The sequence below is a fragment of the Kitasatospora sp. NPDC052896 genome (assembly GCF_044547075.1).
In the GTDB taxonomy this organism is placed as follows: Bacteria; Actinomycetota; Actinomycetes; order Streptomycetales; family Streptomycetaceae; genus Kitasatospora.
On record NZ_JBITZU010000009.1, the window covers coordinates 37,533 to 58,315 of the forward strand.

Consider the following 20,783-nt stretch of genomic DNA (forward strand, 5'->3'; position numbering starts at 1 on the left):
CCGCCGCGCCGGCTCAGCCCGGCGGCCGGTCCGGTTGGCGGCGGATCAGGCCGGCCCGTTTGTACGTGGTCAGGATCGGCGTCGTCTCGATGCTCGCGATCCACCGGAACCCACCGACCGTGCCGGTCAACAGCTCGTACAGTTCGGCGAGATCCGTGGCAGCCACCGCCGCCAGCAGGTTGGCCGGCCCGGTGGTGGCGGCGGTGAAGCGGATCTGCGGGTGACTGCTGAGGGCCTGCGCGGTCTCCGCCAGTCCGCCCGGCGCCACCGTGATCCACAGCAGCGCCTCGGCGTGCACGCCCAGCAGTGCGAGGTCCACCTCGGTCGCCAGCCGCACCACCCGTCCCGCGAGCCGCTCGGTGCGGCGGCGCGCGGTGAGCGCGGTGGTCCGCGCGTGCCGGGCCAGCTCGGTGTACGTGGCCCGCCCGTTGTCGGCCAGCGCGGCGATCAGGGCGTGATCGGTGTCGTCGAGCGACGGCCCGCCACCAGGCGGCTCGACGCCCGCCGGCCCGAGGTCCGCCGGCTCGACCGCCGGCAGCGGTGACTCGGAGCCGAGCAACTCGACCTCGGCCGGGGAGAGCAGACCGCCGGTCCAGCCGAAGGCGACCGGGAAGACCCGCAGCAGGGTGTAGGCGGTCCAGGAATCGACCGCGTCGGTCGCCGGCAGGTCGCGCAGCAGCAGGGCGTTGCGCTTCTCCGGGCCGTCCAGGAAGACGACGGTGCTGATCTCGTCGCCGCCGCCCAGGATGTCCACCCAGACGGTGTCCGGGCGACGGGCCAGCGCGGCGGCGACGGCCCGGATCCGCGGCGGGCGGCACCGGACCCGCAGCGCCATCGGGATCAACTCGGGGAAGTGGACCGGGTTCCGCACCACCGTGGTGCGCACGGTCCGGTCCTGGAAGAGCGGTCCGGCATGCCGGACCACGGTCCGCTCGGAGACGCCGAGCGCCCGGGCGACGGTGCGCCACGAGGCCCGGGGCGAGGCCAGCAGGGCCGCGATGATCCGCCGGTCGGCGTCCTCCAGGGCATGGCGCATGATCGGCATTCTAGGCGTATTCCTGTCCGGTTTCCTGCGTTCTGATGACGTCTTCTGGCACCAGCGCCCACCGGCGATCAACGATCACCGATGAGCCGGAAACCCCAGGGAACGGAGAGTCGGATGAGCAGGGAGTCGGCAGCCGATCTGGTGCTGCGCGCGGGTGCGACGCACACCATGGACCCGGCCGCGCCGCCCACCACCGCGCTGGCGGTGCGCGCGGGCGAGATCGTGGCGGTGGCCGGGCCCGGCGACGAGGCGGACCTGCTGGCCGCCTGGCGCGGCCCGGACACCACGGTGCTCGACGAGCCGGGCCTCACCGTGCTCCCGGCGTTCGTCGACACCCACAACCACCTGATGCTGGCGGCCCGCAACGTGCTGGGCGTGCCGGTCTCCCGGGCCCGGAACATCGCCGAGTTCGTCCAGCTGATCCGCGAGCGGGCCGCGCTGACCCCACCGGGGCAGTGGATCCTCACCGGCGCCGACTGGCACGAACTGCGGCTGGCCGAGCGCCGGATGCCCACCGCGGCGGAGCTGGACCGGGCCACCGGCGAGCACCCCGTGCTGGCCCTGCGCGGCGGCCACAACGGCGTGCTCAACTCCGCCGGGCTGCGGCTGGCCGGGCTCGGCCCCGACACCCCTGACCTGCCCGGCGGTTTCATCGCCCGCGACGCCGCGGGCCACCCGACCGGCTGGGTGCAGGACGCCGCACTCGAATTCGCCCAGCATGCCCTGCCACCCCTGCCCGCCGACGCCCTCGCCGCGGGCATGGCCCAGGCGTCCGCCGGCTACGCGGCGCACGGGCTCGGCACCGTGCGGGACCCGGCCGTCACCCCGGCGGAGTGGCGGAGCTACCAACAAGCCCAGGAGGACGGCCAGTTGGCCGTTCGCAGCCACGTGATGATGATGTCCACCCCGACCGCGATCAACTCCGCCGGCTCGATGGCCGGTTACCTCGACGCCCTGGAGGCGCAGGGGATCCGGCCCGGCGCGGGCGAGGGCCTGCTGCGCCTGTGGGGCCTGAAGTTCGTGCTCGACGGCGGCGCGGAGGCCGCCGCACTGACCCGGCCGTACCTCGACCGGCCGGACTACTCCGGCGATCTCCTCTGGGAGCAGGGCGAGTTGGCATCGGCCCTGGCCACCTGCGTGCGCCGCGGCTGGCCGGTCGGCACCCACGCGTTCGGCGACCGCGCCATCGCGGTGCTGCTGGCCGCGGTACGCGAGGTGGTCGAGCGGACCGGCCCGATCCCGCCGGGACTGCTGGTGATCGAGCACGCCGGTCTGATCGGCGCCGAACTGATCGGCGAGGCCGTCCGGCTGGGTCTCCATCTCACCGTGCAGCAGGCCCTGCTGGACGGGCTCGCCGAGCCGCTGACGGCCGCCTGGGGTGCCGAGCGGACCGCCGGTCTCTTTCCGTTGCGCCAACTGGAGGACGCCGGAGCCTGGTTCAGTGCCGGCACCGACCACCCGATCGGCCCGCTCGACCCGCTGCGCGGCGTGCACGGCATGACCACCCGGCACACCCCGGCCGGCCTGCTCGGGCCGCGGCACGCGATCGGCCGCGCCGAGGCCCTGCGCCGCTACACGGTCGCCGGGGCGCAGCTGCTCGGCGGCGGCGCCACCGGCACCCTCGTCCCCGGTGCCCCGGCCGATCTGACCGCCTACCCGGCCGATCCGTTCACCGTTCCGGTGGACGAACTGCTCAGCCTCGCACCCACCTTGACGGTGATCGGCGGCCGGATCGCGCACCTTGCCTAGGTCCCCGGCGGGGTCGGCCCGGCGTCTGCCCGGGCCGGCCGGACCGCCGGGACGGCCGGCGGCTCGGCCGCCAGGTGGGCGGGGTTGCGCACCGGCGGCTCCTTGCGGACGAAGGCCCCGCGCAGCACGTGGTACGGCTCGCCGGGCGAGAAGAACTGCCTTCGCATCACGGTGAGTTCCTCGGCCCGGTAGGTGCGCAGCGGCTTGGCCGCCTCGTCCCGCTCGCGGGCCGCCTTCTTGGCGGTGATCCGGTCCTGCAGGTGCGGCGAGGCCGCCAGCAGCGCCGCGTACCGGGCCGTCTCCACGCCGAACTCCTCGGCCGGGCAGGGGATCAGCCGGTCCACCAGGCCGAGCCGCTGGGCCGCCGCCGCGGTGACCGGCAGCGCCCGGCCGGTGAGCCGCTGGGCGAGCGCACCACCCACCCGGCGCGGCAGGATGTAGGTCCAGTACTCCGAGCCGTACAGGCCCATCAGCTTGTAGTGCGGGTTGAGCAGCACGCCGTCCCGGCACCACACCTCGTCCGCGGCCAGCGCCAGCATCGCGCCACCGGCCCCCGCGTTGCCGCCGAGCGCCGCGACCACCAACCGGTCGCAGGTGGTGAGGATCGCCGCCACCAGGTCGTCCATCGCGTTGATGTTGGCCCAGGACTCGGCCGCCGGGTCGGCCGCGGCCTCGATCACGTTGAGGTGGATGCCGTTGCCGAAGAGGTCCCGGCCGCCGTCGAGCACCAGCACCGAGGTCGGCCGCCGGCAGGCGTAGCGGTAGGCCTCCAGCAGCCGTCGGCACTGGCCGGTGCTCATCGCCCCGCCGGGGAAGCCGAAGCGCAGGAACCCGACCTGGCCGTTCTCGTGGTAGCGCAGCTCGCTCCAGGTGCGCCGGTTCGCGGGCCGCTCCAGCGGGGCCGGCCGCTCGGGCAGTGGCGGCAGCCGGTCGCCGAGCGCGGTGACCGCGGGCAGCTTGAAGGTGGCCGGGCCGCCCGGCGTGCGGCGCGGACGCAGCTGGGGAATCCACACCGCGCCGTCCGTGGTGGCCCGGCAGATCGCGCCGTCCCGGGTGGCGATCAGGGCGCCGGGCTCGCCGCGCAGCTCGTCCTCCGGGTGGCCGCCGTGCAGGTACCACTCGGCGCCCAACAGCTCGTCCAGCACACCGGGTCGGGAGTCGGCGGCGCGCAGCGTGCGGAGCACCTCGACGGTCGGCGCGCTCGTCCAGTCGATCCGGCGCAGCGCCTGGGCGAAGTACGGCCGGGTGTGGTCGGCGACGTCCCAGCCGGGGCCGTGCTGCGGGCGCGGGGCGTACCCGCCGGAGTCGAAGCGCTCGATCGCCAGCAGCACGGCGGCCAGCGCGGCGTCGGAGATCTCGTTGCGGTAGAGATCGCTCTTGCCGACCGGCGGCAGCGGGCATCGGACCTCCGCCCAGATGTCGCCGCCGTCCAGCACCTCGCCCGCCTGCAGCACGGTGACGCCCCACCCGGTGGCGCCCTCGTGGATCGCCCAGTCGAGTGAGGACGGCCCGCGGTCGCCCGGTGGCCCGGGGTGGACGATCAGGCAGGGGTGCGCCGACCAGACGTCCGGCGGGATCGCGCTGCGCAGCATCGGGGCCAGCAGCAGCTCCGGCCGGTGCCGGCGGACGGCGGCGCGCAGCTCCGCGTCGCCCAACGCGGGCGGGGCCACCAGCTGCACCGCCAAGGTGTGGCCGCGGTCGCGCAGTTCGGCGAAGACCCGCTGGGTCAGGCTGTTGAACGCGCTCGCCACGAGCAGGATCCGCATCGCAACCTCCCGGCCGGGGCGCCCCGGGGCGGTGGCGACGGTCCGGCCAGGGCAGATGGTGCCGCACCGCCCGGCGACTCGGGACGAGGCGCGGCCGGGGCGCAGCGGGGCATGCCGGCGCGTCACCCGTTCGGAGCAGTGGGCCGGGCGGCGGACGGGCGGCGGTCGACCGCCAGCACGTGTCAGCGGACCGGGAGTTCCCCGCTGCCGCGCGGGATCAGCTGGGTGGGCAGCTCGATCCGCTGGGCGGGACCGCGCTCTCCGGCCAGCCGGCGGAAGAGCAGGTCGGCGGCCATCCGCCCGAGCCGCGCCGGGTCCTGGGCGACCACGGTGACCGGGACGGCCAGCAGGTCGGCGAGTTCGAAGTCGTCGAAACCGACCAGCGCCGGGGAGCGCCGCAGCGCGGCGAGCTCGCGCAGCACGGCGACCGTGGTCCGGTTGTTGCCGCAGACCAGCGCGGTCACCGGGCGCGGACCAGTGAGCATCCGGTCCAACGCCAGCCGCAGGCCGACCGGTTCCGGCCGACCCATGGACACCCAGGCCGGGTCCACCGGGCAGCCGGCGTCGGCCATCGCGCCCTGGTAGCCGCGCAGCCGCTCGGCGGCGGTGAATATGTCGGGGGCGTCGCCGAGGTAGCCGACCCGCCGGTGGCCCTGTCTGAGCAGGTGCTCGACGCCGGTGCGGGTGCCGCCCGGATTGTCGGTGAGCACGGTGTCCACGTCCAGCCCGGGCAGGGTGCGATCCACCGTCACCACGGCCGTGCCGGCGGCCACCTCGGCGGCCAGGTAGCCGTGGTCGGCGGCGGTGGGGACGATCACCAGGCCGTCCACCCGCCGGGCGCAGAAGGCCAGCGCCAACTCGCGTTCCCGGGATGGGTCTTCAGCCGAGGAGCCGGTGAAGAGCAGCGAGCCGTGGGCCCGCGCCACCTCCTCCACGGCCCGGGTGAGCAGCGAGTAGAACGGATCGGCGACGTCCTCCAGGATCAGCCCGACGCTGCTGGTGTGTCGGCCCTGCCGGAGCAGCCGCGCGCCGTCGTTGCGCCGGAAGCCGAGCTGGTCGATCGCCTGGTGCACCCGGGCCGCGGTCGACTCGTGGACGCCCGGCTCGCCGTTGACCACCCGGGAGACGGTCTTGAGGCCGACACCGGCGAGCGCGGCGACGTCCTTCATGGTCGGCCGGCCCGCCGTCTCGGGCGCGGAGCGGTCCGTCTGCTCGGTCATCCCGGGTCCTCTCGACAACGTTGTCAGGTCACAGCCCGGGCCAGCGTAGTTGCTCCAAATGCCCTTGCAAACCTGTCAGCTGACACTTCGTCGAACTCCGTCGGAAGTATTGACAGGGCCTAGCCAACGTGAGTTCATGCCAACCTCGACAACGTTGTCGGAGCAAGGAGGACGGGTGACCGCACCACTGCTCGAAGCGCGCCGGCTGGTCAAGACCTACGGCCAGGTCCAGGCGCTGCGCGAGGCCAACTTCTCGGTGTACCAGGGGGAGGTGGTGGCCCTGATCGGGGACAACGGCGCCGGCAAGTCGACCCTGGTCAAGACCCTGGTCGGCGCCGTCGCCCCGAGCGGCGGGGAGATCCTGCTGGACGGCGAGCCGGTGACCTTCGCCGGGCCGCGGGCCGCGCAGGCCCTGGGAATCGAGACGGTCTACCAGGACCTCGCGCTCGCCCCGGACCTGGACGCCGCCGCCAACCTCTTCCTCGGCCGGGAGCCGCGCCGCGGCGGGCTGCTCGGCGCCCTCGGCGTGCTGGACAGGCGCGCGATGCGCACCCGCTCGATCGAGGCCTTCGCCGAACTCGGCGTCCGGCTCAAGGACATCGACGCCCCGGTCGCCACCCTCTCCGGCGGCCAGCGGCAGAGCGTGGCGATCGCCCGGTCGGTGGCCTGGGCCTCCCGGGTGGTCTTCATGGACGAACCCACCGCCGCGCTGGGCGTGGTGCAGCGCGAGCGGGTCCTGGAGCTGATCAGGCGAGTCCGCGACCGCGGCGTCTCGGTCGTCCTGATCAGCCACAACATGCCCGAGGTGCTGTCGGTCGCGGACCGCGTCGAGGTGCTCCGGCTGGGGCGGCGGGTGGCCCGCTTCCGGGCCGCGGAGACCTCGCTGGAGGAGTTGGTGGGCGCGATGACCGGCGCCCTGTCGAACGAGGATGATGCAGCTTGAGCGGTATACAGACGTCCGGGAGTCCGCGTCCGGCGGCCGAGTCCGCCGCTCCCCCGGCCCGGTTGGCGCCCGCCGCGCTCTGGCAGCGGGTCCGCGGCGAGAACGCGCTCTGGACCTTCCTGGTGCTCGCCGCGCTGGTGGCGGTCTTCTCCGCGCTGCGGCCGAACGCCTTCGCCACCACCTTCGAGTTCCGCAGCATCGCCGTGGAGTCGGCGATCCTGGTGGTACTGGCGGTGGGCCAGACCTACGTGATCGTCACCGCCGGCATCGACCTGTCGGTCGGCTCGGTACTGATCTTCTCCGGGGTGGTCGCGGTCCGGACCATGAACGTACTGGACGGCGGGCCGCAGGCGGGGTGGGGCGTGATCGCCGCGGGCAGCGCGGCGGGACTGCTGGCCGGGCTCGGCTGGGGCGCGCTGAACGGGGTCCTGATCAGCAAGGCCAAGGTGCCGCCACTGATCGTCACGCTGGGCACCCTCGGCATGGCGCTCGGCTTCGCGCAGATCATCACGCACGGCGTGGACATCGGCAACGTGCCCGCGGCGCTGGCGAACTCGGTCGGCAGCGGCACCGTGGCCGGGATCCCCTGGCTGATCGTCATCGCGGTGGCGGTGGTCGCGATCGCCGCCTTCGCCCTCGGCGCCACCCGGTTCGGCCGCTACACCCGGGCGATCGGCTCGAACGACGAGGCCGCCGCCCGGGCCGGCATCCGGGTGGACCGCCACCTGATCAAGGTCTACGCGCTCTCCGGCCTGCTGGCCGGGCTGGCCGGGGTGCTCAACCTGGCGCACTTCAGCAGCACCACGCTCACCAGCGGCACCCAGGACAACCTGAACGCCATCGCGGCCGTCGTGCTCGGCGGCACCAGCCTTTTCGGCGGCACCGGATCGGTGATCGGCACGGTGATCGGCGTCTTCATCCCGGCCGTGCTGCAGAGCGGGTTCACCATCCTGCAGGTGCAGTCCTTCTGGCAGACCGTCGCGGTCGGCGCGGTGCTGATCGCCGCCGTCTACGCCGACCAGCTGCGGCGCCGCCGCCGGCAGCGACGCTGACGTCCCGCCGGCAGCGCACCCGACTCCCTCGCACAGACAGCGCCCTTCGCACAGAAAAGGAATCCCTCACCATGCCCCCTGCCTCCGTGTCCTGGCGTTACCTGACGGTCGCGACGGCCGCGACGCTCGCGCTCGGCGCCCTCACCGGCTGCGGCAGCTCCGGCGGGAGCAGCGCCTCCGGTGCCAGGAGCATCGCCTTCATCGCGGGCAACACCGGCGACCCCTTCTACATCACCATGAAGTGCGGCGCCGCCGCCGAGGCCAAGAAGCTCGGCGACGGCTTCAGCGCCACCGGCTCGCCCGAGTGGAGCGTGCCGGAGCAGGTCAGCTCGGTGGACAGCGTCGCCGCCAACCGCCCGGCCGGTGTGCTGATCTCCCCGGTCGACCCCAACTCGCTGGCCGGGCCGGTCAGAACGCTGCAGAGCAACGGATCCAAGGTGGCCATCGTCGACACCACGCTCACCGACGGCAGCCTCGGCATCACCCACATCTCGTCCAACAACGTGCAGGGCGGCCAGAAGGCCGCCGACACCATGGCCCAACTCGTCGGCGGCACCGGCGAGGTGGTGGTGCTCACGCCGGACCTGACCACCACGACGACCAACGCCCGGATCCAGGGCTTCAAGCAGGAGCTGGCCGCCAAGTACCCCGGCATCAGGATCGACGACGTCCGGCAGGTCGGCGACACCGCGCAGGGTGCGGCCTCCGCGGTCAGCGACGAACTCTCGGCCCACCCCGGCCTGCTGGGCATCTTCGCCGCCAACTCGCAGACCGGCGAGGGGGTTGGCACCGGCCTGAAGAACGCCGGGAAGCAGGGCAAGGTCAAGGTGGTCTCCTTCGACGCCGGCCCGCAGCAGGTACAGGCGCTGGAGAGCGGCACGGTGGACGCGCTGATCTCGCAGGATCCGTACGGGATCGGACAGCAGGCGGTGGAGCAGCTGAACAACGCGCTCACCGGCAAGCCGGTCACCGCCACCATCCAGACCGACCTGGCCAGCATCACCCGCGACAACCTGAACGACCCGTCGATCGCCCAGTTCCTCTACAAGGCCAGCTGCGATTCCTGACGCTCCATCAGCTTATCGCCGAGAAGAGGTGGTTGTCCTGTCCCGAACCAGCCCGCCGCGACCCCGGCGCCGCTGGGCGCTGCTCCTGGCCGGCGTCCTGCTGGCATCCCCCGTCCTCACTCCCACGGCCTTCACGGCGGACCCCACCGCGTCGGTGGCCGATCCGGCCGCGCTGGTCAACCCGTTCGCGGGCACCGGCAGTGGTGGTGACGTGGTCGGCCAGGTCGACACCTTCCCCGGTGCCGACGTGCCGTTCGGCATGCTGCAGTGGAGTCCCGACACGCCGTCCCGGCCGGACGGCGGCGGCTACAACATCGCCGACAGCTCGACCACCGGCTTCAGCCTGACCCACCTCTCCGGGCCCGGCTGCCCGATCGCCGGTGACGTGCCGATCCTCCCGCTGACCGGCGCGCTGCCCGCCGACCCGGGATCCGCCGCCGCGGCCTTCGAGCACAGCTCGGAGCAGGCCCAGCCGGGTTCCTACGCGGTGACGGCGGGCGGGGTGCGCACCCAGCTCGCCGTCACCGCGCGCACCGGGGTCGCCCGCTTCGACTACCCGGCCACCGACCAGGCCCGACTGCTGGTCAAGGTGGCCGACAGCGCCAACGGCAGCTCGGCCGCCTCGTTCCAGACCGTCGGCGACCGGGAGATCACCGGAACGGTGACCAGCGGCCACTTCTGCGGCCAGCCGGACAGCTACACCATCCACTTCGCCGCCCGCTTCGACCGCCCGTTCACCGCCACCGGCACCTGGGGCGGCCAGTCACCCGCGACCAGCACGGTCGACCCGGGCGGCGGCGACGTCACGGTCAACGGCCGACAGCAGGCCGACGCGGTCGGGGACCCGAAGGCCGCCCAGAGCGGCGTGGTGGCCGGCGGCTGGCTCACCTTCGACACCCGGAGCAACCCGGAGGTCGGCATGCAGGTGGCCGTCTCCTACGTCAGCGTGGCCGGCGCCGAGGCCAACCTGGCGGCCGAGGCGCGCAGTTGGAACGTCCAGCAGGTGGCCGCCCAGGCCAGGGGGGCCTGGAACCGGCAACTGCGGACCATCGGCATCGGCGGCGGTACCCGGGCCCAGCAGAGCACCTTCTACACCGCGCTCTACCACGCCCTGCTGCACCCCAACCTGTTCAGCGACGCCGACGGCAGCTACCCGGGCTTCGACGGCGCGGTGCACAGGGTCCCCAGGGGCCATGCGCAGTACGCCAACTACTCCGGCTGGGACATCTACCGCTCGGAACTGCCACTGCTCGCCACCATCGCGCCGGAGGTCACCTCCGACCTGGCGACCTCACTGCTCAACGACGCCGACCAGGGCGGCTGGCTGCCCAAGTGGCCGGTGGCGAACGGCTACACGGGCGTGATGAACGGCGACGCGGCGGACCCGATCCTGGCCGACGCCTACGCCTTCGGCGCCCGCGGCTTCGACGCCGGGCACGCGCTCACCGCGATGGTGCACGGCGCCGAGGACACCAGCGGCCCGCCGGGCCAGGGCTGGTACGTCGAACGCCCGCACGGCGCCGACTACCTGAGCCGCGGCTACGTGCCCAACGTGGCCGCCGACTCGATCAGCCCGATGCCCAACGGCGCGTCGGAGACCCTGGAGTACGCGCTCGCGGACTTCTCGATCAACCGGCTGGCCGGCGCGCTCGGGGACCAGGCGATCGCCGGCCGCTTCCTCACCCGCTCGCAGAACTGGGCCAACCTGTTCGACACCGCCACCGGCTACATCCGTCCGCGCGACGCCGACGGCGCGTTCCCGCCCGGCCCGCCGGTGCAGACCTCCGGTGGCTTCGGGCAGAGCGGCTTCCAGGAGGGCAACGCGGCCCAGTACACCTGGATGGTCCCGCAGAACCTGCCCGCGCTGATCGCCGGGATGGGCGGCGACCAGGCCGTCGACGCCCGGCTGGACAGCTACTTCGGCCAGCTCAACGCCGGGCCCGACCTGCCCTACCACTGGCAGGGCAACGAGCCCGCCTTCGACACCCCCTGGGTCTACGACAGCACCGGCGAACCCTGGCAGACCCAGGCCACCGTGCGGAAGATCATGGACACCCTGTACTCGGCCACCCCGGGCGGTGAGCCCGGCAACGACGACCTCGGCGCGATGAGCTCCTGGTACGTCTGGTCCGCGCTCGGCCTCTACCCGCAGACCCCGGGCGTGCCGATGGTGGTGCTGGGCAGCCCGCTCTTCCCGCACGCCGTGGTGCACCGCCCGCACGGCCACGACCTGGTGATCAACGCGGCCGGCGCCGGCCAGACCTACGTGCAGGGCCTCAGCGTGGACGGCCACCCGTCCGGCCGCACCTGGGTCGACCTGACCCGCACCGGCCGGTTGGACTTCCGGCTCGGCGCCGCGCCCAACACCGCCTGGGGCACCGGCGCGGGCGACGCCCCACCCGCCTTCGGGGCCGGCCCGGTGAGCTTCCCGCCCACCAGCCGGGCCGCCGTCAGCGCCGACCCCGGCCAGCTGCGGATCGCCCCCGGCAGCGGCACGCCGGTCAGCGTCCGCACCGACAACTCGGCCGGCAGCACACCCGCCACGGTCAGCTGGCAGGCCGACGTGCCCGCCGGGCTGACCGCCAGTCCGTCCTCGGCCACCGTGACGGCCACCGCCGGTGCCAGCGTGGCCACCCCCGTCACGGTGAGCGCGTCCGCCGCCACCCCCACCGGCTACTACCGGATCGGCCTCACCGCGCACGCCGCCAACGGCGCGGTGCTGGCCCGCAGCGACCTGCTGGTCACCGTGGCCCGGCCCGGGCAGACCATCCCGACCGCCTACGTCACCAACTACAGCGACAACACGGTGACCCCGGTGGACACCCGGACCATGGGCGTGGGCCCGGCCATCCCGGTCGGCAGTGGCCCGGACGGCGCGACCACCGCCGCCGGTCACCTCTTCGTGGCCGACAACAACTCCAACGACGTCACCGTGGTCGACCTGACCAGCAACGCGGTGACCGCGAGGGTCAAGGTCGGCCAGGTCGCCGCCGACGTGGCCGCCACCCCGGACGGCAGGACGGTCTGGGTGAGCGACTACGGCGACGGCACCGTCCAGCCGATCGACACGACCACCCTGACAGCCGGTCAGCCGATCAGGGTCGGCGGCCAGCCCGAGCGGCTGCGGGTGCGCCCGGGCGGACAGGAGCTCTGGGTGGCCGACCAGGGCGACGGCACGGTCAGCGTGGTGGACCTGGCCACCCGCACGGTGACCCACACCATCGCGGTCGGCGCGGCGCCCTTCGGGGTGGCCTTCACCCCGGACGGCAGCCAGGCCTACGTGACCGACAACGGCTCCAGCGCGGTCTCGGTGATCGACACCGGCAGCTACCAGGTGGTGCGGACGGTCCCGACCGGCGCCGGGCCGGAGTACGTCGCCGTCAGTCCGGACGGGCGGACCGCGTACGTCGCGGCGAACGGTGCCGGCGGCCTCACCCCGGTCAGCACCGCCACCGGCGCCCCGGGACCGCTGATCCCGACCGGCAGCGGGGCGTACGCGCTGGCCTTCGCCGCCGACGGGCAGACCCTGTGGGCGGTGGACTCCAACGCCAACGAGATCCGGCCCGTCAACACCGTGACCGGCGCTGTCGGCCCGTCCGTCACGGTCGGCAACGTGCCGGACGGGATCGCGCTGACCCCCTAGCCGACCTGCCGGCCAAGGCCCCGAGCCGGTCACCTCGGCCCGGCCCCGGCCCGCTGCCGACCCCGGCGGCGGGCCGGGGCCGTCTCCCGGGCGGTGGATCCGCGAGCCACGGTTCGACCACGCACCGCAAGAGCCCGGTCACGTCGGGTAGGCTTCGGTACCCCCGCCCCCGGCAGCTCGGAATCGTGATGTCCACTCGATGGGTCGAGTCCTTCGTCGTCCTGGTCGTGCTCATCGGCTGGATAGTGGTCCACTACGACTGGCCCGGCGGCCGCCAGTTGCGGACCGGACTGCTCGCCACCTGGGCCTGGGCCGGCGCCAACCCGGCCACCGCGACGCTCTGGGTGCTGGTCGCGCTGCACTGCTGGATGCTCGCCGGCCTGCCGAACCGGCTGGGGCAGCAGGTGCTGCGGGTGCACTCGACCAACCTGGCGGCGCTCGGCCGGGACCCGGTGACCGTGCTGTTCGCCTCGGCGATGTGGACCGACATCTCCGACCTGCTCACCCTGACCGTGACCGCGCTGCTGGTGCTCGGCCCGGCGGAGCGCTGGCTGGGTACCGCCCGGATGGTCGGGGTCTTCCTGACCGGCCACATCGGCGCCACCCTGCTGACCGCGATCTGGCTGGAGTACCAGATCGCGCACGGGCACCTCAGCCCGTCGATCGCCCGGACGGTGGACGTCGGGGTGAGCTACGGCACCTGGTGCACCGCCGCCGTGCTCTGCTACCGGCTGCCGATGCGGTGGCGGCTGCTCGGCTTCGCCGCGCTCGCCGCCTACTTCGTGACGGTGTACGTGGAGAACCGGACCTTCACCGACCTCGGGCACTGCCTCTCGGTGGCGATCGGGGTGCTGCTCTACCCCCTGACCCGGGCCGAGTCGGTCCGTGCCCGGGCGGCCGGGCGGTGGATCCGGGTCCCGGTGCTACCCGCCACCGGCTGATCGGCGAAACGGCCGGTCAGCCGCCCGGCCGGACCGCCCCGACGTACTGCGGGCCGAACACCGGGTCCTGGAAGACGTTCTCCAGGCGGGCCACCAGGGTGCCGGTGTGCGCCGCGTGGATCATCGCGTTGCCGCCCGCGTAGAGGCCGACGTGGTGCAGCGGCGCGTCGCTGCGGGAGAAGAAGAGCAGGTCACCGGGGGCCAGGTTGACCCGCTCGACCGGCGTGCCGCGGTGGAACTGGGCGACGGTGTAGTGCCCGAGCTGGACCGCGCCGCCGGTGCCCGCGTACCAGCAGTACAGGGTGAGGCCGCTGCAGTCGAAGCCGATCGTGGTCTCGCCCTTGCACACGCCGTCGAGGTAGCCGTTCCCGTCCTCGCAGTAGCCGAGGCTGGCGCCGAGCCGGTCACCCCCGCCCCACGAGTAGGGGACGCCGATCTGACGCTCCGCCACCGCCAGCACCGCCCCGCCGCGCGAGCGCGGGCGCGGACGCGGGCGCGCCGCCTGGGCCGTGCCCCCGCCGGCCATCGGCCCGGCCGCCGAACCCGCGGCGGCCGCGGCGAGCAGGCCACCGAGGAACCGACGGCGCCCGCCGGCGCCGCCGACAGGACGGAACATCATCACGGTTGAACCTCCGCAGCGTTGTCCGGGCCACCCGGTCGTTGTCCGGTCCCGACAGCTGACCACGGCCGGCCGCGACGCGCCGGGCGACGCGCTCAAGGACGCCCCGTACCGTCATGGCCACCGTGACCGCCGTGGTCGCCCGGCGCGGCCGGTCCGGTCGGCTCGGCGGCGGGCGCGCCGCCCATCCCGCGCAGCATCTCCGACCCTCCGGTCCGGAAGAACCGCACCAGCAGCACGGCGGCCAGCAGCAGGAACGCGACGTTGAGCCAGCTGGTGTAGTCCCAGCGGATTCCGGCCATCGGGATCCTCGCGTGCCGCTGGTCCGGGACCAGGCCCAGCGCCCGGAAGAGCAGCTCGACGGCGTAGCCCGCGGCCGCCATCGCGAGGTAGCTGGTGCCGGCCAGGAAGGCGGCCATCCGCAGCCCGTAGTACTTCCGGTAGATGTTCAGGATCGGCAGGATCAGCAGGTCGGCGAAGACGAAGGAGACCACCCCGCCGAAGCTGATCCCGCCCTTCCAGAGCACCACCGCCAGCGGCACGTTGCCGACCGAGCAGACGAACGAGACCAGCGCGACCAGCGGCCCGACCAGCGGCCCCCAGAACCGGGCCGCGAGCGGGTGTCCGGCGAAGAAGAACGAGTGCCAGAACGAGTCCGGCACCCAGGCCGCCACCGCCCCGGCGATCAGCAGGCCCCCCACCAGGTCGCGCAGGATCGCCACCCACTCCATCACGAAGACGTGCGCCACCGAGGTGAACCCCTCGGCCGAGAGGAGCCGTTGGACGAAGCCGCCCTCCCGCCGCACCGACATGTCCATCGCGGCGTGGCCCTCCATCGACCCGGCCAGCCCGCGGTCGGCCTGCTCGCGCGCCTCGCGCACCAGCCGCGGGCTCAGCCACCGCCGGAACAGCAGCGCGAGCACCACGATCATGATCGGGCCGCCGACGAACTCGGCCGCGGTGAACTGCCACCCCATCAACAGGGCGAGGATCACGCCGAGTTCGACCACCAGGTTGGTGGAGGCGATCTCGAAGGCCAGCGCGGCCGTGAAGTCCGCCCCCTTGCGGAACAGCGAGCGGGCCAGCGCCACCGCGGCATACGAGCAGGACGAGGAGGCCATCCCCAGCCCGGCGGCCAGCGCCAGCGTCCGCGGTCGGGCGTCGCCCAGCAGCCGGACCACGGTGGCCCGGCGCACCACCGCCTGCACGACCGCGGAGAGCAGGAAGCCGAGGATCAGCGCCCAGGCGATCTCCCAGGTCATCGACCCGGTGATGGACAGCGCGTGCCGGATCGCCTGCATGGGGGTCCGCCTTCCTGGCAACCGGTGCGTTCGGGGGATGCCACCAAGGTTCGCACCGGAGCACCAGGAACGGCGGCTCACTGCCATCATCCGTCGGGTGGAGAAATCCGTCATCCTGATGAACGGTCACCTACTCGACCAGCAGTGCGATTCCCTCCCGAGCGCCCGCCGATAGACTTCCCGCCGGCACCGTCGCCGCGCCACCCAGAACCCCGACCGGGCGAGACAGACAAGGACGGTATATGACATGACCAGGATAGAACCAGACGCACCCCGCACCGGCCGCAGCCGCCGCCCGCGTCTCGCGGCGACCCTGGTGGCGGCGGCGCTGGCCGCCGCCGGGCTGGTCGGCAGCGGCGTCACCCCGGCCGACGCCGCCAGCCACGACTTCACCCCGCCGAAGATCAAGCACGTCTGGCTGATCGTGCTGGAGAACAAGTCGTACGAGGCCTCGTTCACCGGCCTCAACCAGAACAGCTACCTCTGGAAGACCCTGCCGCAGTACGGCGAGTTGCTCCGCCAGTACTACGGCACCGGTCACTACAGCCTCGACAACTACATCAGCCTGGCCAGCGGGCAGGCCCCGGCGCCCGACACCCAGGCCGACTGTCCGCAGTACAGGAACGTCTCGCCCGGCACCCCGGCCGCCGACGGCCAGACCAACGCGACCTCCGGCTGCGTCTACCCGGACTCGGTGTACACCCTGTTCAACCAGCTCGACGACAAGAACGTCAGCTGGAAGGCGTACATGCAGGACATGGGCAACGACCCGGGCCGCGAGGACCCGTACAAGTGCGGCGTCCCGGGCGACCCGTCCGGCAACGGCGTCCCGGACCCGGGCGCGGCCACCGCCACCGACCAGTACATGCCCAAGCACAACCCGACCGTCTGGTTCCACTCGCTGATCGACGACCCGCAGGAGTGCGACCAGGTCGTGCCGCTGGACGGCCGCCCGGCCCAAGGCGGCCACCCCGCGCAGAGCGGCCTCGCCGAGGACCTCAGGAGTGAGGACACCACCCCCGCCTTCTCCTGGATCACCCCCGACAACTGCTCGGACGCCCACGACTCGACCTGCAAGGGCGACAACCTCTCCGGTGACCCGAACAACCACCAGGGCGGCCTGTACGCCTCGGACCTCTTCCTGGAGAAGTGGATCCCGCAGATCATGGCCTCGCCCGCGTTCCAGGACAACGGCCTGATCGACATCACCTTCGACGAGGCGTTCCCGCCGTACAAGATCTACGGCAACTCCACCGGCGACTACACCGGCAACAGCGACCCGACGCTCAACACCCCGACCGACACCGCGCAGTCCGTGGTCGCCTGCTGCAACGAGCTGCCCGGACCCAACACCAGCCAGCCCGGCGACCAGGCCTTCGGCCAGGACACCACACCCGGCGGCGGGATCACCGGCTCGGTGCTGATCTCGCGCTACATCAGGCCCGGCACGATCAGCGACCAGCCGTACAACCACTACTCCTGGCTGCGCAGCATGGAGGACCTCTTCCACATCACCAAGGGCGGCACCGACGGCCAGGGCCACCTCGGCTACGCCGGCACGCCCGGGCTGCGACCGTTCGGACCTGATGTCTACAACAACCCCGGTGGCCACGCGATGCAGCCCGCCCCGATGGGCAGCAACGGCGTCTACTCGGCCACCAGCAAGCAGCCGAAGGACCAACCGGCCTTGCTCGCACCCGACTTCACCGGACCGAACGCGGTTCTGGACAGCCTGAGGCTCGGGGCGGGCCAGTGACCGACCGCTCCACCCACCGAGGCCGCGCCCCGCTCGGGCGTGGTCTCGGCCGCGGGCCCGCGACCGCGCTGCTCGCCGTCCTGCTGGCGGCGACCGGCTGCTCGTCGTCCGGGCAGCCGGCGCCCGACCTGGGCCGGGTCCCGATCCCCACCCCGCCCGCCTCGCCGATCGTACCGACCGCATCCCCCGGACACGCCCAGCTGGTGGCGATGGGCGACGCTGTCCAGCTCGACCTCGGCGCCCAGCAGGCCCGGATCACCGCGACCGGGCCCGACCTCGCGCTGCCCGCGCCCACCCCCGGCGCGGCGCCGGCCAGTGCCTCCGCCGGGACGATCACGGTGCTGCTGCACGTCCCGGCCGGCAGTACGGAGCTGCGCGCCGACGCGCTGAGCATCACCGACGAGTTGGGCCACCCGGTGCCGTTCACCAGCGACGCCACCTCGGCGAGCGCGACCCCCGGCCACGACGCGACCCTGCACCTCGCCGCCACCTTCGACGCCGGCCATGCCACGCTCAGCTGGTCGGCGGCCGGAAAGCCGCTGGCCACCTGGGACTTCGAGGTCGAGCTGGACTAGCACCCGGTCGATCAGGCACAACCGATGGGGAGTTGACGTCACGTCAACTCCCCATCACGACGCCCCCGCTACCAGAGCCGGTCCTGCCTGTGCGGTTCGATCACCGTATCGGGACCGGGGTAGATCAGCCCGTCGTGGCCGTCCTCGAAGCGGACCAGGTACGGCGGTTCGCCGTGCGAGCCGCGGACCTCGATGATCTCGCCCAACTGGTCGGCCATGCCGACGGCCTTGCTGTGGATGTGGATGGTGTCACCAACCATGGCTTGCATATTCCGCTCCTCCGCTCCTCCTGGGCCGAGAACCGGCGCCGGAGCCGATCCGGACCGGCCGCCAGGCTGCCGCGCGGGTGGGCCGCCCTGTCTCCACTGTGCGGCCACGAACGGGTCACCGCAATGCCGCGGCCCGGGCGGTGCCGCCGGATATTCGGTTGATCGTTCACCCACCCCCGGCGCTAGCATCAGGCGGCATGACAAAGACTCCTCGTCTCCCTGACGTGCCCGCCAAGCCCTCCCTCGCAGGGCTCGAAGCGAAGTGGTCGCAGCGCTGGGACGAGACGGGGGTATACCGCTTCGACCGCTCCCGGCCGCGGGCCGAGGTCTTCTCGATCGACACCCCGCCGCCCACGGTCAGCGGCTCGCTGCACGTCGGCCACGTCTTCTCCTACACCCACACCGACACCGTCGCGCGCTACCAGCGGATGCGCGGGCGCGAGGTCTTCTACCCGATGGGCTGGGACGACAACGGCCTGCCGACCGAACGCCGGGTGCAGAACCACTTCGGCGTGCGCTGCGACCCCGCGCTGCCCTACGACCCGGACTTCACCCCGCCGGCCAAGCCCGGCCGGGAGCAGATCCCGGTCTCCCGGCGCAACTTCATCGAACTCTGCGAGCGGCTGACCAGCACCGACGAGCGGGCCTTCGAGGAGCTCTGGCAGCAGTTGGGCCTCTCGGTCGACTGGTCGATGACGTACCAGACCATCGGCAGCACCGCGCGGGCCATCTCGCAGCGCGCCTTCCTGCGCAACCTGACCCGCGGCGAGGCCTACTTGGCCGAGGCGCCGACGCTCTGGGACGTCACCTTCCGCACCGCAGTCGCCCAGGCCGAGCTGGAGGACCGGGAGCGCCCGGGCGCCTTCCACCAGCTGCTGTTCAGCCGACCGGACGGCGGCGCCCCGGTGGAGATCGGCACCACCCGCCCGGAGCTGCTGCCCGCCTGCGTCGCGCTGGTCGCCCACCCCGAGGACACCCGCTACCAGCCGCTCTTCGGCTCGACCGTGCGCACCCCGGTCTTCGGCGTCGAGGTGCCGGTGCTCGCGCACCGGCTGGCCGACCCGGAGAAGGGCACCGGCATCGCCATGGTCTGCACCTTCGGCGACACCACCGACGTGGTCTGGTGGCGCGAACTGCGGCTGGCCACCCGCCCGGTGCTGGGCTGGGACGGCCGCTTCGGCGCCGAGCCGCCGGCCGGCCTGGAGTCGGAGCGGGCCCGGGCGGCGTACTCGCGGCTGGCCGGCGCCACCGTGCACACCGGTCGCGAGCGGATGGTCGCGATGCTGCGGGAGAGCGGCGAACTGCTCGGCGAGCCGCGGCCGATCAGCCACCCGGTGAAGTTCTACGAGAAGGGCGACAAGCCGCTCGAAATCGTCACCACCCGGCAGTGGTACCTGCGCAACGGCGGCCGCGACGACCGCCTGCGCGCCGAACTCCTGTCCCGCGGAGCCGAGTTGAGCTGGCACCCGGAGCACATGAAGGTCCGCTACGACAGCTGGGTGGGCGGCCTGAACGGCGACTGGCTGGTCAGCCGGCAGCGCTTCTTCGGGGTCCCGATCCCGCTCTGGTACCCGCTCGACGGGACGGGCCACCCGGTGTACGACCGGCCGCTGGTCCCGGCCGAGTCCGCGCTGCCGATCGACCCCAGCACCGACACCCCGGACGGCTTCACGCCCGATCAGCGCGACCGTCCGGGCGGCTTCACCGGCGACCCGGACGTGATGGACACCTGGGCGACCTCCTCGCTCACCCCACAGATCGCCGCCCGCTGGGGCGTGGACGACGACCTGTTCGCCCGGGTCTTCCCGATGGACCTGCGCCCGCAGGCCCACGAGATCATCCGCACCTGGCTCTTCTCGTCCGTGGTCCGCGCGCACGCCGAGCACGACGTGCTGCCCTGGCGGCACGCGGGCATCTCGGGCTGGATCCTCGACCCGGACCGCAAGAAGATGTCCAAGTCGGTCGGCAACGTGGTCACCCCGGCCGACCTGCTGGACCAGCACGGGTCGGACGCGGTGCGCTACTGGGCGGCCAGCGGACGCCCCGGGACGGACACCGCCTTCGACGTCGGGCAGATGAAGATCGGGCGACGGCTGGCGATCAAGGTGCTCAACGCGAGCCGGTTCGTGCTGAGCCTGGGAGTGCCCGCCGGGGCCGCCCGGGTGACCGGGCCGCTGGACGCCGCGATGCTCGCGGAACTCGCCGAGACCGTGCGGGCGGCCACCGAGGCGTTCGACGCCTTCGACTACACCCGGGCGCTGGAGCGGACCGAACAGTTCTTCTGGCACTTCTGCGACGACTACGTCGAGCTGGTCAAGGCCCGCGCCTACGGAGAACAGGGCGAGCGGGCGGCGGAGTCGGCGCGGTGCGCGCTGGTCACCGCGCTCTCGACGCTGCTGCGGCTGTTCGCGCCGTTCCTGCCGTTCGCCACCGAGGAGGTCTGGTCCTGGTGGCAGGACGGCTCGGTGCACCGCGCCGCCTGGCCGACCGCGGACGAGCTGCGTCAGCTGGCCGGCCCGGTCGACCGCGCGGTGCTCACCACGGCCGCGCAGGTGATCGCGGGGGTGCGCAGGGCGAAGTCGGAGGCACGGGTGTCGATGCGGGCCGACGTCGCGCGGGCCGTGATCACCGGCTCGCGCGGTGCCCTGGACCTGCTCGCGCTGGCCGAGCACGACGTCCGCGCGGCCGGCCGGATCGCATCCGTCGAGGCGGTGGTGGCGCGGGACGGGCAGCTGGCGGTGGCGGTCACCTTCTGACCCGGCGCGGGGGGGGGGGGGGGGGGGGGGGGGGGGGGGGGGGGGGGGGGGGGGGGGCCCCCGCGGGGGGGGGGCGGCGGG

Annotated in this window: 15 protein-coding genes; 9 read left to right on the forward strand and 6 right to left on the reverse strand. The window is 73.3% G+C overall.

What is annotated here, in order from left to right; translation table 11 throughout:
* Window positions 1–13: 13 nt before the first annotated feature.
* Window positions 14–1,036 carry an AsnC family transcriptional regulator gene (locus ACIGXM_RS19980; protein WP_396562649.1) on the reverse strand — a complete coding sequence of 341 codons (1,023 nt, stop codon included), beginning with the start codon at window positions 1,034–1,036 and terminating at the stop codon, window positions 14–16.
* A gap of 123 nt (window positions 1,037–1,159) precedes the next feature.
* Between ACIGXM_RS19980 and ACIGXM_RS19985 the strand changes: the two genes are divergently transcribed.
* Entirely contained in the window at window positions 1,160–2,794 is a 1,635-nt protein-coding gene (locus ACIGXM_RS19985; RefSeq protein ID WP_396562651.1) for an amidohydrolase, read from the forward strand.
* Here the strand turns inward: ACIGXM_RS19985 and ACIGXM_RS19990 are convergent.
* Window positions 2,791–4,560: an enoyl-CoA hydratase-related protein gene (locus ACIGXM_RS19990; RefSeq protein WP_396562653.1), complete on the reverse strand. Its 1,770-nt coding sequence runs from the start codon at window positions 4,558–4,560 to the stop codon at window positions 2,791–2,793. The genes ACIGXM_RS19985 and ACIGXM_RS19990 overlap by 4 nt on opposite strands.
* Window positions 4,561–4,742: 182 nt before the next feature.
* Window positions 4,743–5,780: a LacI family DNA-binding transcriptional regulator gene (locus ACIGXM_RS19995; protein WP_396562655.1), complete on the reverse strand. Its 1,038-nt coding sequence runs from the start codon at window positions 5,778–5,780 to the stop codon at window positions 4,743–4,745.
* A 175-nt stretch (window positions 5,781–5,955) separates the two neighbouring features.
* On the opposite strand from ACIGXM_RS19995, the gene ACIGXM_RS20000 reads away from it, so the two are divergent.
* The 5 genes from ACIGXM_RS20000 to ACIGXM_RS20020 all read left to right on the forward strand — a co-directional run bounded on the left by ACIGXM_RS20000 (window position 5,956) and on the right by ACIGXM_RS20020 (window position 13,426).
* Complete coding sequence (locus ACIGXM_RS20000; RefSeq protein ID WP_396562656.1) at window positions 5,956–6,723, forward strand: ATP-binding cassette domain-containing protein; 768 nt, start codon at window positions 5,956–5,958, stop codon at window positions 6,721–6,723.
* Window positions 6,720–7,775 carry an ABC transporter permease gene (locus tag ACIGXM_RS20005; protein WP_396562658.1) on the forward strand — a complete coding sequence of 352 codons (1,056 nt, stop codon included), beginning with the start codon at window positions 6,720–6,722 and terminating at the stop codon, window positions 7,773–7,775. The genes ACIGXM_RS20000 and ACIGXM_RS20005 overlap by 4 nt, the downstream gene beginning before the upstream one ends.
* Before the next feature lie 71 nt (window positions 7,776–7,846).
* On the forward strand, window positions 7,847–8,842 hold the full coding sequence (locus tag ACIGXM_RS20010) for an ABC transporter substrate-binding protein (RefSeq protein WP_396562659.1): 996 nt from the start codon (window positions 7,847–7,849) through the stop codon (window positions 8,840–8,842).
* A 28-nt stretch (window positions 8,843–8,870) separates the two neighbouring features.
* Window positions 8,871–12,485, forward strand: a complete 3,615-nt coding sequence (locus ACIGXM_RS20015; protein ID WP_396562661.1) for a GH92 family glycosyl hydrolase — start codon at window positions 8,871–8,873, stop codon at window positions 12,483–12,485.
* Between the two features lie 188 nt (window positions 12,486–12,673).
* On the forward strand, window positions 12,674–13,426 hold the full coding sequence (locus ACIGXM_RS20020) for a rhomboid-like protein (RefSeq protein WP_396562663.1): 753 nt from the start codon (window positions 12,674–12,676) through the stop codon (window positions 13,424–13,426).
* A 16-nt stretch (window positions 13,427–13,442) separates the two neighbouring features.
* Here the strand turns inward: ACIGXM_RS20020 and ACIGXM_RS20025 are convergent, their stop codons facing one another.
* Window positions 13,443–14,045 carry a C40 family peptidase gene (locus ACIGXM_RS20025; RefSeq protein ID WP_396562665.1) on the reverse strand — a complete coding sequence of 201 codons (603 nt, stop codon included), beginning with the start codon at window positions 14,043–14,045 and terminating at the stop codon, window positions 13,443–13,445.
* Between the two features lie 95 nt (window positions 14,046–14,140).
* Window positions 14,141–15,346 carry a permease gene (locus ACIGXM_RS20030; protein WP_396562666.1) on the reverse strand — a complete coding sequence of 402 codons (1,206 nt, stop codon included), beginning with the start codon at window positions 15,344–15,346 and terminating at the stop codon, window positions 14,141–14,143.
* A gap of 247 nt (window positions 15,347–15,593) precedes the next feature.
* On the opposite strand from ACIGXM_RS20030, the gene ACIGXM_RS20035 reads away from it, so the two are divergent.
* Entirely contained in the window at window positions 15,594–17,102 is a 1,509-nt protein-coding gene (locus ACIGXM_RS20035) for an alkaline phosphatase family protein (protein WP_396562668.1), read from the forward strand.
* The gene (locus ACIGXM_RS20040) at window positions 17,099–17,677 is read left to right on the forward strand and encodes a hypothetical protein (RefSeq protein ID WP_396562670.1); all 579 of its coding nucleotides are present in this window, start codon (window positions 17,099–17,101) and stop codon (window positions 17,675–17,677) included. The genes ACIGXM_RS20035 and ACIGXM_RS20040 overlap by 4 nt, the downstream gene beginning before the upstream one ends.
* A gap of 68 nt (window positions 17,678–17,745) precedes the next feature.
* On the opposite strand, the gene ACIGXM_RS20045 is transcribed toward ACIGXM_RS20040, so the two are convergent.
* Window positions 17,746–17,946, reverse strand: coding sequence for a DUF1918 domain-containing protein (locus tag ACIGXM_RS20045; RefSeq protein ID WP_396562672.1), 201 nt, complete (start codon window positions 17,944–17,946; stop codon window positions 17,746–17,748).
* Between the two features lie 197 nt (window positions 17,947–18,143).
* Here ACIGXM_RS20045 and valS point away from each other — a divergent pair, with 197 nt between their 5' ends.
* Window positions 18,144–20,702 carry a valine--tRNA ligase gene (gene valS, locus ACIGXM_RS20050; protein WP_396562674.1) on the forward strand — a complete coding sequence of 853 codons (2,559 nt, stop codon included), beginning with the start codon at window positions 18,144–18,146 and terminating at the stop codon, window positions 20,700–20,702.
* Window positions 20,703–20,783 lie beyond the last annotated feature (81 nt).